The organism is Actinomadura sp. CNU-125 (assembly GCF_001942465.1).
In the GTDB taxonomy this organism is placed as follows: domain Bacteria; phylum Actinomycetota; class Actinomycetes; order Streptosporangiales; family Streptosporangiaceae; genus Spirillospora.
Map to the genome: position 1 here is coordinate 44,232 of NZ_MKJY01000255.1, position 13,920 is coordinate 58,151.

At 72.1% G+C, this 13,920-nt stretch carries 13 protein-coding genes and 5 pseudogenes; 7 read left to right on the forward strand and 11 right to left on the reverse strand.

Features of this window, described 5'->3' with window-relative positions:
- Positions 1 to 91: 91 nt before the first annotated feature.
- The 4 genes and pseudogenes from BJF79_RS53820 to BJF79_RS67340 form a co-directional block, all read left to right on the forward strand.
- Positions 92 to 904, forward strand: coding sequence for a helix-turn-helix domain-containing protein (locus BJF79_RS53820; RefSeq protein ID WP_075901591.1), 813 nt, complete (start codon positions 92 to 94; stop codon positions 902 to 904).
- Entirely contained in the window at positions 820 to 1,089 is a 270-nt protein-coding gene (locus BJF79_RS27200) for a DUF397 domain-containing protein (RefSeq protein WP_083733986.1), read from the forward strand. Before BJF79_RS53820 ends, BJF79_RS27200 begins: the two co-directional genes overlap by 85 nt.
- A gap of 123 nt (positions 1,090 to 1,212) precedes the next feature.
- The gene (locus tag BJF79_RS27205; protein ID WP_143220196.1) at positions 1,213 to 1,431 is read left to right on the forward strand and encodes a hypothetical protein; all 219 of its coding nucleotides are present in this window, start codon (positions 1,213 to 1,215) and stop codon (positions 1,429 to 1,431) included.
- Positions 1,431 to 1,589, forward strand: a pseudogene (locus BJF79_RS67340) (type I restriction endonuclease); the annotation flags it as partial. The gene BJF79_RS27205 and the pseudogene BJF79_RS67340, both read left to right, overlap by 1 nt.
- Positions 1,590 to 1,703: 114 nt before the next feature.
- On the opposite strand, the gene BJF79_RS27215 reads toward BJF79_RS67340, so the two are convergent.
- The 8 genes and pseudogenes from BJF79_RS27215 to BJF79_RS67350 form a co-directional block, all read right to left on the reverse strand.
- Positions 1,704 to 2,576: a J domain-containing protein gene (locus tag BJF79_RS27215; RefSeq protein ID WP_075901599.1), complete on the reverse strand. Its 873-nt coding sequence runs from the start codon at positions 2,574 to 2,576 to the stop codon at positions 1,704 to 1,706.
- A gap of 2 nt (positions 2,577 to 2,578) precedes the next feature.
- Positions 2,579 to 3,298, reverse strand: coding sequence for a hypothetical protein (locus tag BJF79_RS55900; protein WP_075901601.1), 720 nt, complete (start codon positions 3,296 to 3,298; stop codon positions 2,579 to 2,581).
- Positions 3,295 to 4,428, reverse strand: a complete 1,134-nt coding sequence (locus tag BJF79_RS27225; RefSeq protein ID WP_075901603.1) for an ABC transporter substrate-binding protein — start codon at positions 4,426 to 4,428, stop codon at positions 3,295 to 3,297. The genes BJF79_RS55900 and BJF79_RS27225 overlap by 4 nt, the downstream gene beginning before the upstream one ends.
- Positions 4,425 to 6,020, reverse strand: coding sequence for an ATP-binding cassette domain-containing protein (locus BJF79_RS61840; protein ID WP_262402651.1), 1,596 nt, complete (start codon positions 6,018 to 6,020; stop codon positions 4,425 to 4,427). The genes BJF79_RS27225 and BJF79_RS61840 overlap by 4 nt, the downstream gene beginning before the upstream one ends.
- A complete protein-coding gene (locus BJF79_RS61845; RefSeq protein ID WP_262402652.1) occupies positions 6,017 to 6,280 on the reverse strand; it encodes a hypothetical protein in 264 nt (87 codons plus the stop codon). The genes BJF79_RS61840 and BJF79_RS61845 overlap by 4 nt, the downstream gene beginning before the upstream one ends.
- Entirely contained in the window at positions 6,280 to 6,957 is a 678-nt protein-coding gene (locus BJF79_RS27240) for a DUF6282 family protein (protein WP_262402653.1), read from the reverse strand. The genes BJF79_RS61845 and BJF79_RS27240 overlap by 1 nt, the downstream gene beginning before the upstream one ends.
- 153 nt (positions 6,958 to 7,110) lie before the next feature.
- Complete coding sequence (locus BJF79_RS67345) at positions 7,111 to 7,518, reverse strand: ROK family protein (protein WP_410050145.1); 408 nt, start codon at positions 7,516 to 7,518, stop codon at positions 7,111 to 7,113.
- Positions 7,506 to 8,411, reverse strand: a pseudogene (locus BJF79_RS67350) (ROK family protein); the annotation flags it as partial. The gene BJF79_RS67345 and the pseudogene BJF79_RS67350, both read right to left, overlap by 13 nt.
- Between BJF79_RS67350 and edd the strand changes: the two are divergent.
- The 3 pseudogenes from edd to eda all read left to right on the forward strand — a co-directional run bounded on the left by edd (position 8,371) and on the right by eda (position 11,800).
- Positions 8,371 to 10,187: pseudogene (gene edd, locus BJF79_RS27250) on the forward strand (phosphogluconate dehydratase). The pseudogenes BJF79_RS67350 and edd sit on opposite strands and share 41 nt — an antisense overlap.
- Positions 10,184 to 11,169 (forward strand): annotated as a pseudogene (glk, locus tag BJF79_RS27255) (glucokinase). Before edd ends, glk begins: the two co-directional pseudogenes overlap by 4 nt.
- A pseudogene (gene eda / locus BJF79_RS27260) lies at positions 11,166 to 11,800 on the forward strand (bifunctional 4-hydroxy-2-oxoglutarate aldolase/2-dehydro-3-deoxy-phosphogluconate aldolase). The pseudogenes glk and eda overlap by 4 nt, the downstream one beginning before the upstream one ends.
- A gap of 79 nt (positions 11,801 to 11,879) precedes the next feature.
- Here eda and BJF79_RS27265 read toward each other — a convergent pair.
- The 3 genes from BJF79_RS27265 to BJF79_RS55905 form a co-directional block, all read right to left on the reverse strand.
- Positions 11,880 to 12,251 carry a hypothetical protein gene (locus BJF79_RS27265; RefSeq protein WP_143220197.1) on the reverse strand — a complete coding sequence of 124 codons (372 nt, stop codon included), beginning with the start codon at positions 12,249 to 12,251 and terminating at the stop codon, positions 11,880 to 11,882.
- A 184-nt stretch (positions 12,252 to 12,435) separates the two neighbouring features.
- On the reverse strand, positions 12,436 to 13,122 hold the full coding sequence (locus tag BJF79_RS27270) for an ABC transporter permease (protein WP_075901609.1): 687 nt from the start codon (positions 13,120 to 13,122) through the stop codon (positions 12,436 to 12,438).
- Between the two features lie 462 nt (positions 13,123 to 13,584).
- A partial coding sequence (locus BJF79_RS55905) for a hypothetical protein (RefSeq protein WP_262402654.1) occupies positions 13,585 to 13,920 on the reverse strand: 336 nt, incomplete at its 5' end.

Consider the following 13,920-nt stretch of genomic DNA (forward strand, 5'->3'; position numbering starts at 1 on the left):
CGTCCTGTTTCTCGGTAATCTGCTTCACAGGATCGGCTCGGAAGAGTTAGCGTGTGATGGATTGGAATCCGTTGGATACACGGAGGTCCTGATGAGCGTCCGCGAAACGATCGACCCGAACTCTTCGCTCTGGGCCTGGTTGGCCTTCGACCTGTGGTTCTACCGGACTCGTCGAGGGCTCTCGCTCGCGCAAACTGCTCAAATCGTGCACGTTGCGCGTGGAACTGTCTCCAACTGGGAAGCGGGGCGGCTGCGCCCCAGTGAGCAGTGCATGGCCATACTCGATGAGGCGTGGGATACAGGCGGACACTTCCGGAGACTGCTGTACTACGCCCGCACTGGTCACGATCCGGACTGGTTCAAGCAGTTCATCCAGTACGAGAAGTCCGCGGATATAATCAAGGTCTATCATGGGAAGTCGATTCCCCTCCTGGCGCAGACGGAAGAGTACGCGCAAGCGTTGCTGCAAGCCGCTGGCCGAACGCATGAGGTCGCGATGGAGACCAAGGTGCGGATGGGACGTCAAGGGGTCTTGGAGGGAAAGGAGCCTCCGTACCTCTGGATCTTGCTAGATCAGGTGGTTCTAGAAAGCCCGATCGGCGGTAAATCGGTTATGCGCGATCAGCTTGCGCATCTACTCAAGATGGGGGAGAGCCCGCGCACCATGGTCCGGGTCGTGGCCACCGAGGTGGGATGGCACCCGGGGCATGATGGCCCGTTCCAGATCTTCAAGATCAAGTCTCGGGAGTTGGCCTATGCGGGCGCGCAGATCGGAGGACGCTTGATCGAGGCTGGTGACGAGGTTGGCACCCTCGCGCTATGGTTCGATCAGATCGGGGCAATTGCCCTTTCCAGGGATGCTTCGAGGGAACTGATCGAGCAGACAATGAGGAGCTACGAGTGATCCGGTGGCGCAAGAGCTCTCACAGTGGCGGCGGCAACGATGACGCGTGTGTTGAGCTGGCCAATCTAGAGGGGAACGTCGGTGTGCGGGACTCGAAAGATCCGGAAGGGCCTCGGCTCGGGTTCAGTCGCGATGATTTCGGCGGGCTTCTGGCGCGTATCCGGCGTGGGGAACTCGACGACTGAGTCCGGCGGATGTCCGGGTTCCTGAGAATTCCAGTGGCGAGCCTTGATCCATCCGGGGAGGACGGGGCCGGAGCGACGGCGAGGTGAGCGGGGTAGTTCGTGGCTGGTCCCGAGTATTCGCAGGTGGAAGCGCCGCTGATCCGGCAGCTTGAGGACATGGGCTGGGGTCACCTGGTCGGGGCGCCGCCGGGGACGTCCGTGCCGAGCGGGCCCGGGGCGTCCGGTCGTGGGATATGCGTTGAGGTGCTGCTCGTCGACCGGCTTTGGACGGCGCTGCGGGAGATCAACGTTCGGCCGGGCGGCGGATCGTGGCTCGACTCGGCTGGCGGCGTCCCGGGCTGATGGAGGCCACCCAGAAGGCGTCCGCCCCGCTGCTGGACGGCGTGGCCGTCGAGGGGCTTTCCGGGTGGGACGGCGGCCGGGTCCAGCGCGTCCGCTTGATCGACTGGCGGCACTGGGACCGCAACGACTTCACGTCGTCTCCCAGTTCCGGGTGGACGTGCCCGGGACGTAGGGGCAAGCGCATCGTGCCGGACGAGGTCCTGTTCGTGAACGGGATCCGCTCGTCGGCGAGTGCAAGACGCCCGGCCGGGGAGACGCGCTCCTTGAGGGCGTCAAGCACCGGACCCGTGACGGGTGGCCGCCGGGGCATCGGCCCGGTCAACGGCGGCGGAGGGTACCCGTCGCGGCTTTCTCTCCGTTCGCCGCGTAATAGACGATGTCGGCTTCGCCGTCCTTGCGTGGCGTGAGGTGCAAGCGCCGACGTCGCATTCGGACTTGTCGTCCGGGAAGTCCGTCTCGACCGTGAGGGTCTTCCCGTTGTCGGCGACCGGGACGGCGGTGCCTGTGCACTTACCTTCCAGGTAGCGCACTTCGCCGAGGTTCAGGCCTTCTTCAAGGGTCATTTCCACGTCCCAGGAGCTCCGGTCGCCCGCGACTTGCTTCACGGTGCCCGCCCACGTTCCGGTGAGGTCGTCGGGCACGGACGCCTCGGGCTTCGGGCCGTCCGGCTGGAATGCGATCACCACGACGGTGCCCAGGAAGAGCACCCAGCATATGGCGAAGAAGATCCCGCAGCCGATGGCGAAGCGAGTACCCGGGCCGTTGCGGGCCCGGTACTGCGGCCCCCTGTATCGAGGCGGGGGCGGCGGCCGTCGTCCGGGGGACGCGCCTTCCCACGGGTCGTCCGGGGCGGCGGTGGCCCAGGGGTCGTCGTCGATGATCTCCTCGGCGTCCGGTGTCCCGGGTTCGGTGCGGGCGGCGTCGTAGGCGGTGCGGCGGGTGGTGAGGACGTCGCGTGCGGCGTTGATCAGACGTAGGCGGTCTTCGGCGGCGGCCTTGGCCGCGGGGTCGGTGACGCGGTCGGGGTGGTGCGCGCTCGCCTGTTCACGCCAGGCGCGCTGGATCTCGTCCGCCGAGGCGTCCGGGGGGACGTCCAGGAGTTCGTAGGCGTCGTTGCCCGCCAGCTCGCCGAACAGGGTGGACACGGTCAGCGGCCGATCCTGCGTGCGACCGAGGCCCGGTAGCAGGTGAGCGTCCAGTGGGCGGTGGCGGCGGAGTGGCCCGCGGGGACGACCATGGAGCCGGTGGCGGCGGTGACGTCCTTCGCTCCGGCGAGTACGAAGACGAAGCAGGGTAGATGCTGTTCCCAGCCCTCGTAGTACCACTGGTTGCGGAGGATCTTCTGGCCTTGGAGGAAGGGCGCCTGCAGGAGTTCCTGCGCCTGCGCGGGCAGGTTGCCGAGCACTTCGCGGGCCCGGCGGGACAGGCCGAGGTCGGGCGGGGGAGCGCCGGGCGCGGACGGTCCGGCCGCACGCGGCGCCGGGCGGTGGTTCACCGGGACGTGCCGCAGCGAGCCGGGGGCGAACTGGAACGACGAGATCGCGTACACCGGGCGGTGTTCGGCGTTCACCCGGGGTTCGGCGAACGACAGCCCCGACTCCCCGAGGGTGACCGCGTAGCTGCGGCCGTCTCCGCTGGACGTATCGAGGTTGGCGAACCAGTCGATGGGGGTGCCGGAGAGTTCGGTGAGGCGTCGGACGGTTCGCGCGCCGATCGTCCGCCAGTTCTCCTCGCGTGTGCCCTCGCCGCCGAGCGACAGTTCGCCCGGACGGTGCGTCGCGGGCGCGTCGCGTCCGGTGATCTCGCCGTCGCGCCGGTGTTCGGGCGTTCCGGAACCGGACGGCACCACGGGGAAGAACGAATTCACGTGTCGGCCCCCTCGACCGCACGATGGCAGTTCGTGATCAGGCTAGTGCGGCGGGGGCCGGTGCGTCGACGATTGTCGCCCCGGCCGATCGGTGGGATCGGCCGGGGCGCGGGGTCAGTCGTTTCCGGAGACTCGGAGGTTCGGGGGGACGATCTCTTCGTATTTCGGGAGGCGTTCGACGAGGCCGGTCGTGCGGTGGAACTCCAGGGCGGTGTCGATCGCTTCTCGCGTGAAGCCGATCTGGTCGGGGACTCCTCGCGGAGGATCGGGACGAGCGCCTCGCGGGCCTGGGGGTCGGTGGCCTTGTTGTATTCGGCGAGGAGAGCGGGGATCTCTTCGGGGCGTTCGCGGATGTCGGCTTCGGCGCGGGCGATGGCGCGCTGGAACGCGGCGATCTCCTTGCTCTTCTTGTCCATCAGCTTCTGCGTGGTGAAGACGACGCCGTGCGCGGTCTTCTCGAAGCCGGGAATGTCGCCCCTGGAGGGGGAGATGTAGAGGTTCCCGGCGCCGGCCGCTTCGGCCTGCTGGGCGATCGGCTGGAAGAAGGAGAGGGCGTCGACGCGTCCGGCCTTCAGGGCGCCGATGGCGGAGGTGGCCTTGGCGCCGAGGTTGACGAGTTCGACGTCGGTGTCGGAGCGCATCCCGACGCGCTCGAACAGGTAGGTGACGAGGGCTTCGGTGCCGCTGCCGGGGCCGGTGATGCCGATCTTCTTGCCCTTCAGCGCGCGGATCCGCTGGTCGAGCGGGGCCGAGACCGGCGGGCCGTTCCAGTTCTCCGACACGATGATGTCGACGTAGTACTTGTCGACGAGGTTGGCGACGAGCTGGGTGCCGTCGTCGATGCGGGCGAGGTTGAGGGCGTCGGTGAGGACGCCCGCGCCGACGTCGATGCTGCCGGACTTGAGGGCGGCGGCGACCTTCGCGCCGGTGCCGAGGCGGGGACGGTCGCCGAGCTTCACGCCCTCCTGCGCGAAGTAGCCCTTCTTCTCGGCGATGAACAGCGGGAAGAACGCGATCGAGTTGCTGATCTGGCCGACGTTCAGCACGCCCGGCGGGGTGGTGGAGGTGCGGCTCGCGCATCCCGCGGCGGTCAGGACCAGGACGAGCAGCGCTGCGAGCAGGCGTTTCATCGTGCTTCCACCGGCTTCCAGCGGCTGAGCCTGCGGTCGAGGAGGCCGACGAGGAGGTTCAGCACGGCCGCGATGACGCTCAGCACGACGAGGGTGGCGAACACCCCGGCGGTGTCGAACTGGGCGGCCGCGTCGTTGATCAGGTAGCCGAGGCCGCGGTTGGACGCGACGAGCTCGCCGATCACCGCGCCGATCAGCGCGTACGGGATCGCGACCTTGAGGCCGGTGAGCACGCCCGTCATCGAGCCGGGCAGGACGACCTTGAAGGTGATCTGCCACCGTCCGCCGCCCATCAGCCGGACGGCGTCGATCAGCCCCTGGTCGACCTGGCGGACGCCCGCGACGGTGTTGAGGAACACGAGGAAGAACACCGTGGCGGCGGCGAGCAGCACCTTCATGTTCATGCCGATGCCGAACCACACGATGAACAGGGGGGCGAGCGCGACCTTCGGGATCGAGTAGAGGGCCATGATGAACGGGTCGAGCACCCGGTAGACGAGCGTCGCCGACGCCAGCAGGAAGCCGAGGACGACGCCCGCCGCGGCGCCGAGCGCGAACCCGTAGAGGATCTCCTGGACGGTGACCCAGGTGTTCGACCACAGGATGTCGTCCTGGTGCCATTGCACGAGGCGGTTCCAGATCTCGGACGGGCGGCTGGTGAAGATGACGTCGAACCAGCGGTCGGCGGCCCACTGCCAGACGAGCAGCAGTGCGGCGACGAGGACGATGCGGGCGGTCCACACCAGGACCGTCGTGCCGTTCTTCGCCCAGAAGCTCCGCTGGACCGGGACGGTCTCGGGCGCGGATCCCTTGATGGTGTCGGCGCTCATCGTGCCCCCTCGCGGAGTGCGTCGGTCATTTTGCGGTGGAGGGCGACGAACCGGGGGTCGACGCGGGACTCGTCGGGGTCGCGGGGGCGGGGCAGGTCGACGGTCTCGTCGAGGACGACGCGGCCGAGGCGGCCGAGGACGACGACGCGGTCGCCGAGCAAGAGGGACCTCTTCGATGTCGTGGGTCACGAACACGACGGTCTGGCCGCTGCCCTGCCACAGGCGGAGGAGTTCTTTCTGCAGGTCGTGGCGGAGTTGGGCGTCGAGGGCGCCGAACGGCTCGTCCATCAGCAGGGTCTCGGGGTCGCAGGCGAGCATGCGGGCGAGGCTGACCCGGCGGCGCATGCCGCCGGACAGTTCGCGGGGGTAGTGCCGGTCGAAGCCGCCGAGGCCGACCCGCTCGATCAGCTCGTCGGCGCGCTCGCGGCGGGTGCCGGACGGGACGCCGCGCAGTTCCATCGGCATCTCGATGTTGCGCCGGACGGTCCGCCAGGGCATGAGCGTGTCGGACTGGGTCAGGTAGCCCACCTCGATGCGCGGCTTGGTGACCGGTTCGTCCCGGTAGAGGACTTCGCCGGACGTGGGCGTGGTGAGGCCCGCGAGGAGGTTCAGCATCGTGGACTTGCCGCAGCCGCTGCGGCCGAGGACGCTGACGAATCCGCCCTGCTCGATGTCGAGGTCGAAGTCGCGGAGCGCGACGATGCCCTGGTCGTCCTTGACGAACTGTTTGTGCAGGTTCCGGGTCTTGAGTACGGATGTCACTGTCGAGCCTCCTCGGCTCGGTCGGCACCGGCGAGCCAGCGGCTGTTGCGGACGGCCATGACCTCGATGTCGTCCTCGGTGAAGCCTTCGGCGAGCAGCCGGTCGGCCATCAGCGCGAGCCCGTCCTCGACGGGCGGGTTGAACGGCTGGCCGAGATCGCTCGACAGCACGGAGTGCTCGGGGCCCACGGCCTTGATGTTTTCGATCCAGAGGTCCCAGGAGACCTTCCCGGTGTAAGGGGTGGTGAAGCAGCGCTCCATCAGGGCGCCCTTCGCCGCGAGGGCGCGCTGGCGTTCGGCGCCGACCCGCTGGGAGGTGAACTCGGGGTGGGTGACGACGATGCGGCGGACGCCTTGGGGCGGCGCGCGTTCACGACGGTGTCGATCTCGGTCTGGCTGAGGTGGCCGGTTGCGAGCGTCATGTCGTGCTTGGCGATCACCCGCAGCACCTGCCGGGTCGCCTCGGTGACCGTCCCGTCGGCGGTGACGACGTCCACGGGGTCGGCGGCCATGCCGTCGGCGCGCAGTTCCTCCTGGAGGCGCGCCCACATCGGCGGCTTGGCGCCCTCGGGGTCGTGCGCGGTGCATTCGCGCTGGTTGGCGCTGTCCACGGTCGGCATCCAGACGACCTGGGCGCCGCCGCGTCCGGCGATCTCGACGGCGATGGGGTTCATGCCGCCGACGGAGCCGTTCAGCGTGATCGCGCCGACCGCGTCGAAGCCGGGGACGGCGGCGCGCACCACGGCGGCGCGCTCCGCGGTGGGCAGGTAGTGGGACTTGAGCACGAAGCCGCCCAGTCCCGCCGCGGCGAACTTCGGCGCGAGGGACAGGTCGTCGATGCGCCGCCGCATCACGTCGGGGGCCACGTGGATGTGTACGTCGTATGCGCCCCGCACGAGTGCACGCGCCCGTTCGGACGGTTCGGGGTGGTCGGTCATGCTCGGCGCCTCCTGTCGACGTCACTGGTGCCAAGATTGTCAACAATTTCGGCGACATCGTCAATGCCCTGGTCCGAGTATGTTCGCGACGATCTCGGGGAAACGAGAACGCGCGCGACGTCGTCGCGCGCCCGTACCGGTATCGGAGGGGTCCTACCGGGCCGAGTCGATCGCCTCGGGGGAGAGGATCTTGCCGAGGACCATCGCGGCGCAGCCGGTGAGCCCGGCGGCCTCGCCGAGGCGGGCGGGCTCGATCCGCAGGCTGCGGGTGGCCAGGCCGGTGGCGCGCTGGTAGACGATCTCGCGCAGCCCCGCGATGAGCGGTTCGTCCGCGCCGACGAGGTCGCCGCCGAGCACGACCACGGCGGGGTTGAGCAGGTTGACCGCGGTGGCGACGACCTCGCCGATGCGGCGGCCCGCGTCGCGCAGCAGCGCGACGGTCGCGGGGTCGCCGGCGCGGGCGAGCGCGCGAGGGCGGGCAGGTCGGACGTGCTGGAGCGGGCGAGCAGCGCGGCGCCGCCGGCGATCGCCTCGACGCAGTTGAGGTTGCCGCAGCGGCACGGGCGCTCGACGTCGGACGGGACGGGCACGTGGCCGATCTCCCCGGCCGCGCCGAGCGCGCCGCGCCGGATGGCGCCGCCCGCGATGATCGCGGCGCCTATCCCGGTGGAGATCTTCACGAACAGCAGGTCGTCCACGCCGGGGTGGGCCTGGTGCTCGCCGAGCGCGGCCGCGTTGACCTCGTTGTCGAGGTAGGCGGGGACGCCGAACCGCTCGCGGACGCGCGGGCCGATCTCGACGGCGTCCCAGCGGCCCGCGACGTGCTCGACGGCGTCGGGGACGCCGAGCCCGACGCCGCGGACGCGGTCGAGCGGGACGCCCGTGTTCTTGAGCAGCTCGCACCACAGGTCGAGCAGGTTCGGGATGGTCTTGTCGGGCGTGACGTCGGCCGGGGGCCCGTCGGCGCGGGCCAGGACCGTCCCGGCGAGGTCGCAGACGGCGAGCTGCCCGCGGGACTGGCCGAGGTTGGCGACCAGCACGGCGCCGCCCGCCGCGTGGAACCGCAGCCGGGCGGGGGGACGGCCGCCGGTGGACGGCCCGTCGGCGCGTTCGACCACGAGGCCGCGGCCGATGAGGTCGGCGACGCGGGACGCCACGGTGGGACGCGACAGTCCGGTGTGGCGGGCGAGGTCCGCGCGGGTGTCGACGCCCTGCTCGCGGATGAGGCGGAGGACGTCGCCGGTCGTGGCCGGGGTGACGGGCATCCGGCCAGTCAAGCATGCGCGTCTTCGGTACGTCCAGTTGGTGAAACAGCGGAGACTTTTGTAAGTCAGATTTTCAAAGTGGGTTGTGCGGGCAGCGTATGTCTCGGTAGTTTGCGAAGCGGACATTCCCCCTGGTCTGGAGCATCGAATGGCTGTGCATCCCGTGCTGGCAGAGGTGACGCGGCGCATCGCGGAGCGGAGCGCCGACCGCCGCGAGGAGTACCTGGGCCGGATCCGCGCCGCCCGGACGGCCGGGCCGGTGCGCGGCGGCATGGGCTGCGCGAACCTCGCGCACGGCTTCGCGGCGTGCGGTGTCCAGGACAAGCTGTGGCTGCGCGGCGACGTCACGCCGAACGTCGCGATCGTCTCGTCGTACAACGACATGCTGTCGGCGCACCAGCCGCTCAAGGACTACCCGGACGTCATCAAGGCCGCCGTCCGGCGGGCGGGCGGCACCGCGCAGTTCGCGGGCGGCGTCCCGGCGATGTGCGACGGCATCACCCAGGGCCGCGCGGGCATGGAGCTGTCGCTGTTCAGCCGGGACGTGGTGGCGATGGCGACGGCGGTGGCCCTGTCGCACGACATGTTCGACGGCATGCTGCTGCTCGGCGTCTGCGACAAGATCGTCCCCGGGCTGGTGATCGGCGCGCTGTCGTTCGGGCACCTGCCCGCGATCCTGGTCCCGGCCGGGCCGATGGCGTCGGGGCTGCCGAACTCGGAGAAGGCGAAGACCCGCAAGCGGTACGCGGCCGGGGAGATCGGACGCGACGAACTGCTCGCCGCCGAGGCCGCGTCCTACCACTCGCCCGGCACCTGCACCTTCTACGGCACCGCGAACTCCAACCAGCTGCTCATGGAGGTCATGGGCCTGCACCTGCCGGGCGCGAGCTTCGTCCCGCCGGGCACCGACCTGCGCGAGGGCCTCACCGCCGCCGCCGGACGCCGCGTCCTGCAGATCACCGACCTCGCCGACGAGTACACCCCGGTCGGCGAGATGCTGGACGAGCGCGCGTTCGCCAACGCGATCGTCGCGCTGCTCGCCACCGGCGGCTCCACCAACCACACCCTGCACCTGCCCGCCATGGCCGCCGCCGCGGGCATCGAGCTGACCTGGGACGACTTCGACGAGCTGTCGCAGGTGACGCCGCTGCTCACGCAGCTCTACCCGTCCGGCACGGCCGACATCAACCACTTCCACGCCGCGGGCGGCACCGCGTTCCTGATCGGCGAGCTGATCGACGCCGGGCTCCTGCACGAGGACGCCCGGACGGTCGGCGGCGCGACCCTCGCCGAATACCGCAAGGTCCCGCGCCTCGACGGCGGCCGGGTCGTCTGGGAGGACGGCCCCACCGCCACGGGCGACGCGGCGGTGCTGCGTCCCGTCGCGGAGCCGTTCGACACGCACGGCGGGCTGCGGACCGTCCGCGGCAACCTCGGCCGCGCGGTGATCAAGGTGTCGGCGGTCAAGCCGGAGCACCGGACGGTCGAGGCGCCCGCCCGCGTGTTCGGCTCGCAGGAGGAACTGCAGGACGCGTTCGCCGCCGGGGAACTCGACCGGGACCTCGTCGCGGTCGTCCGGCTGCAGGGCCCGCGCGCCGACGGGATGCCCGAACTGCACCGGCTGATCACGCCGCTGGGCGTGCTGCAGGACCGCGGCCACCGGGTCGCGCTCGTCACCGACGGGCGGCTGTCGGGCGCGTCGGGGGCGGTGCCCGCGGCGATCCACGCGACGCCGGAGGCGGCGGCGGGCGGCCCGCTCGCGCGCGTCCGCGACGGCGACGTCGTGCGGCTCGACGCCGACAAGGGCCTCCTCGAAGTGCTGGTGCCGACGAGGAGTTCGCCGCGTTGGAGCCGGAGGGGGGCGTGCCCGACCCCGACCGGTGGTCGGGCACCGGACGCGAGCTGTTCGCGGCCTTCCGCGCGGCGGTCGGCCAGGCCGTGCGCGGCGCCGGGGTGTTCGGATGACCGGCCCGTGGCTGGTCGGCGACATCGGCGGGACGAACGCGCGGTTCGCGCTCGTGGACGGCCCGGACGGCGCGCCCCGCGACGTCCGCGCCCTGCCCACCCGCGAGCACGCCGACCTCGCCGACGCCGCGCTGGCGTACCTGTCCCGGCACGCCCCGGGCGTCCGGCCGTCCGCCGTGTGCCTGGCCGTCGCGGGGCCCGTCACCGGCGGGACGTTCCACCTGACGAACGCGGGCTGGCCGGTCGGCACCCCGGACGACGTGCGCGAACGCCTCGGCGTCCCGCACCTGGAGATCGTCAACGACTTCGCCGGGCTCGCCATGTCGCTGCCCCGGCTGGCCGCCGACGACCTGGTCCCGGTCGGCGACCGGTACCCGGCGGCGGACGGGCCGCTCGCGGTCGTCGCCCCGGCACCGGCCTCGGCGTCGGCGGGCTCGTGCCCGCGCCGGGCGGCGGCTGGGTGCCGCTGCCGGGGGAGGGCGGCCAGGTCGACGCGCCCGCCGGGACCGACCGGGAGGTCGAGGTCGTCCGGCTGCTGCGCGCCGAGCGCGGCGCCGCGACCGCCGAGTACCTGCTGTCGGGGGACGGCCTCGCCCGCATCCACCGCTACCTCGCGATCATCGACGGCGTTCCGCCGGAGCCGGTCACGGCCGCGCGGATCGTCGAGAACAAGGAAGACCCGCGCTGCGCGGCGACCCTCGCGATGTTCTGCGAGCTGCTCGGCTCGCTCGCCGGGAACGTCGCGCTGACGATCGGCGCGACCGGCGGCGTCTACCTCGGCGGCGGCATCCTGCCGCGCATCACCGATGTCCTGAAGGACAGCGCGTTCCGTGCCCGCTTCGAGGGGAAACCCCCCGTCGAGGGCTACCTGCGCGCGATCCCGACCGCACTGATCGTCCACCCCGGCCCGGCGCTGGTCGGCGCGGCCATGCGGCTCGCGCAGACCGCCCCCGAACCCGCACGACCCTTGGAGTCCGCTTGAACGCCGAAGACCTGTTCGACCTCGCGCCCGTCGTCCCCGTCGTCGTCCTGGACGACGCCGACGCCGCCGTGCCGCTCGCGCGCGCGCTCGTCCGCGGCGGCCTCCCGGCGATCGAGGTGACGCTGCGGACACCGGTCGCGATCGAGGCGATCACCCGGATCGCCGCCGAGGTGCCGGACGGCGGTCGTCGGCGCGGGACGGTCGTCCGCCCGGACGACGCCGAGCGCGCGCCCGCCGCGGGCGCCCGCTTCCTCGTCAGCCCCGGCTGCACCGAACGCCTCCAAGACGGCGATGGCGGCGACGCCTGCCGTTCCTGCCGGGCGCCGCGACCGCGTCGGAGGCCATCGCGCTGCTGGAGGCGGGGATCACCGCGATGAAGTTCTTCCCGGCCGAGCCCGCCGGGGGCATCCCGTACCTGAAGGCGCTGAACGGCCCGCTCCCGCAGGTGCGGTTCTGCCCGACCGGCGGGGTGAAGCCGGGCAACGCCGCCGACTACCTCGCGCTGCCGAACGTCGGCTGCGTCGGCGGGACGTGGCTCACCCCCGCCGACGCCGTCCGCTCCGGCGACTGGGAGCGGATCCGCGAGCTGGCGGCCGAGGCCGCCGCGCTCGGGCCCGTCCGTCCGGGCTGATCAACGCCGGGACGGTGGCGGCGGCCCCCGGCCGATGTCCGGGGCCGACGTCCGTGGCCGACGTCCGTGGCCGATCCGGTTATGCCGTGCCCTTCTGCCACTGGCTGCACTTGATGATGACGTTGCCGTCCCGGTAGCACATCTGGATGTACACGGGGGAACCTTCGCGCTGGTCGTAGGTCTTGTACACCGTTTCGCCCACGCCGGAGGCGCGGAGGTCGTGCTCGATGCCGGCCTGTCCCTTGTAGTACCCGACGATGGAGATGCCGTCCTTTTTGGTGTCGGAGACGTAGACCTTGTCTCCGTAGGAGACCCAGGCCACCCTCCCGCGTTCGGTCGTGATGGACTCGTCTTCGCCGGCCCAAGCCGCCGTCGCGGTGATGGTCGTGCCCCCCGCCGCCAGTGCGAGGCCGGAGACCAGAACCGTGGCGCGTCGCATGCCAGAGCGCATACCGTGCCCTCCCTGTGTGATCGGTGGTTACGCTTCTTACGACCGGACGGCCCGGCCGAATGTGACTCCCGGGCGGTTGTGATCTGGGTCGCCCCAGGCGCCTGAGGGGAACGGAATACGACCGCGCCGCTACTCCGCGGCGATGGCGCGGAGGACGTCCGTCCGGGCGGCGCGGCGGCCCGGCCTACGCGGCGGCGAGCACGCCGATCGCCGCCGCCCCCGCCGCGCACGCCGCGAGCAGCCCCCACGGCACGGCGACGGCCGCCATGCCGTCGCCGCCGGACGACAGGGCGCGCTGCAGGAGGAGGCCCAGCCCGGTCCCGGTGCCGATCCCGAGCGACCCGCCGAACAGCGAGATCACGACCGCCTCGTAGCGGATCATCCGGCGCAGGAGGCGGCGGTCCATGCCGACCGCGCGCAGCAGCCCGAGCTCGCGGGTGCGCTCGGCGACCGCGAGCGCCAGCGTGTTGACGATGCCGAGCGCCGCGATCAGCACCGACAGCACCAGCAGCCCGGTGATCAGCCGGAGGAGCGCCTCGATCTCCCCTGCGGCATCGGACTTGATCTCGGCGCGGTCCTTGACCTCCAGGTTCGGCCACGGGCGCAGGGCCTCCCGCAGCGCCGCGTCCAGTTCCGAACCCGGCCCCGGCCTCGGCCCCGCGACGATCTCGATGCGGTCGATCGGCGCCCCCGGATCGTGCGTCCGGTACGCGGCCCAGTCGACGATCATGGACGGCGCGGACGGCGTGACCGACGGCCGGTCGTCGAACACGCCCGCGATGCGGAACGTCGCACTCGTCCCGTCCTGGTACCGGCCGCGGACGGTGTCGCCCGCCGCCCAGCCCTCCCCGTCCGCGATGCTCCGCCCCACGAGCAGGCCGCCCGCACCGCCGGACGAGCCGTCCCGCAGCGGCAGCGCGAAGTGGGCGAGCAGTTCGGCGCGGCGCCCCGGCGGCGGCCGTCCGGACCGAACCGGCCAGCTCCAGCCGCGCCGTGCGGACCGGGATCGCCCGCCGGACGCCCGGGACCTGCGCGACCGCCTCCACGGCCCCCGCCGCGACCGGGGTGACCTGGCTGCGCCCCGTGACCCGGTAGTCGGCGGTGAGCCCGGCGTCCAGCCGCCGCTCCACCGACGCCGCCGTCGACTGCACCACCACCGACACGGCGGCGATCAGCCCGAGCCCGATCGTCAGCGCGGACGCCGTCGCCGCCGTCCGCCGCGGGTCGCGCAGCGCGTTGCGCGCGCCGAGCCGTCCGGGCGGGCCGCCGAACCGCGCGAACGGTGCCGACAGGGCCCGCACGGCCGGGCCGGCCAGCACCGGCATCAGCACGATCACGCCGGTGAACAGCGCCGCCGCCCCGCCGCACGTGAACCACAGCCGCCGTCGCCGTCCACGACGGCCCCGGTCACTGCCAGGGCCGCGCCCGCCGCCAGGACGGCACCGCCGGTGCGGCCCCGCCCGCGCAGCGGCGCGGACGGGGCGGCGACCTCGCGCAGCGCCGCGACCGAGCGGCACGCGGGACGCCCGCCGCGCCGGGACGTACGCGGCGGCGAGCGCGACGAGCGTCCCGACCCCGTACCCGGCGGCCACGGCCGAAGGCGGCACCACCAGAGGCCCGAACGGCAGGTCCCCGGCGCGGCGGCCAGCAGCCGCGCGAGGCCCGCCGC

What these genes read in the sequence shown, in the direction of transcription:
- BJF79_RS53820 (WP_075901591.1), top strand. Translation starts at nt 92, where the DNA reads ATGAGCGTCCGCGAAACGATCGACCCGAACTCTTCGCTCTGGGCCTGG.
- BJF79_RS27200 (WP_083733986.1), top strand. Translation starts at nt 820, where the DNA reads ATGGTTCGATCAGATCGGGGCAATTGCCCTTTCCAGGGATGCTTCGAG.
- BJF79_RS27225 (WP_075901603.1), bottom strand. Translation starts at nt 4,428, where the DNA reads ATGAAACGCCTGCTCGCAGCGCTGCTCGTCCTGGTCCTGACCGCCGCG.
- BJF79_RS61845 (WP_262402652.1), bottom strand. Translation starts at nt 6,280, where the DNA reads ATGGAGCGCTGCTTCACCACCCCTTACACCGGGAAGGTCTCCTGGGAC.
- BJF79_RS27240 (WP_262402653.1), bottom strand. Translation starts at nt 6,957, where the DNA reads ATGACCGACCACCCCGAACCGTCCGAACGGGCGCGTGCACTCGTGCGG.
- BJF79_RS27265 (WP_143220197.1), bottom strand. Translation starts at nt 12,251, where the DNA reads ATGCGCTCTGGCATGCGACGCGCCACGGTTCTGGTCTCCGGCCTCGCA.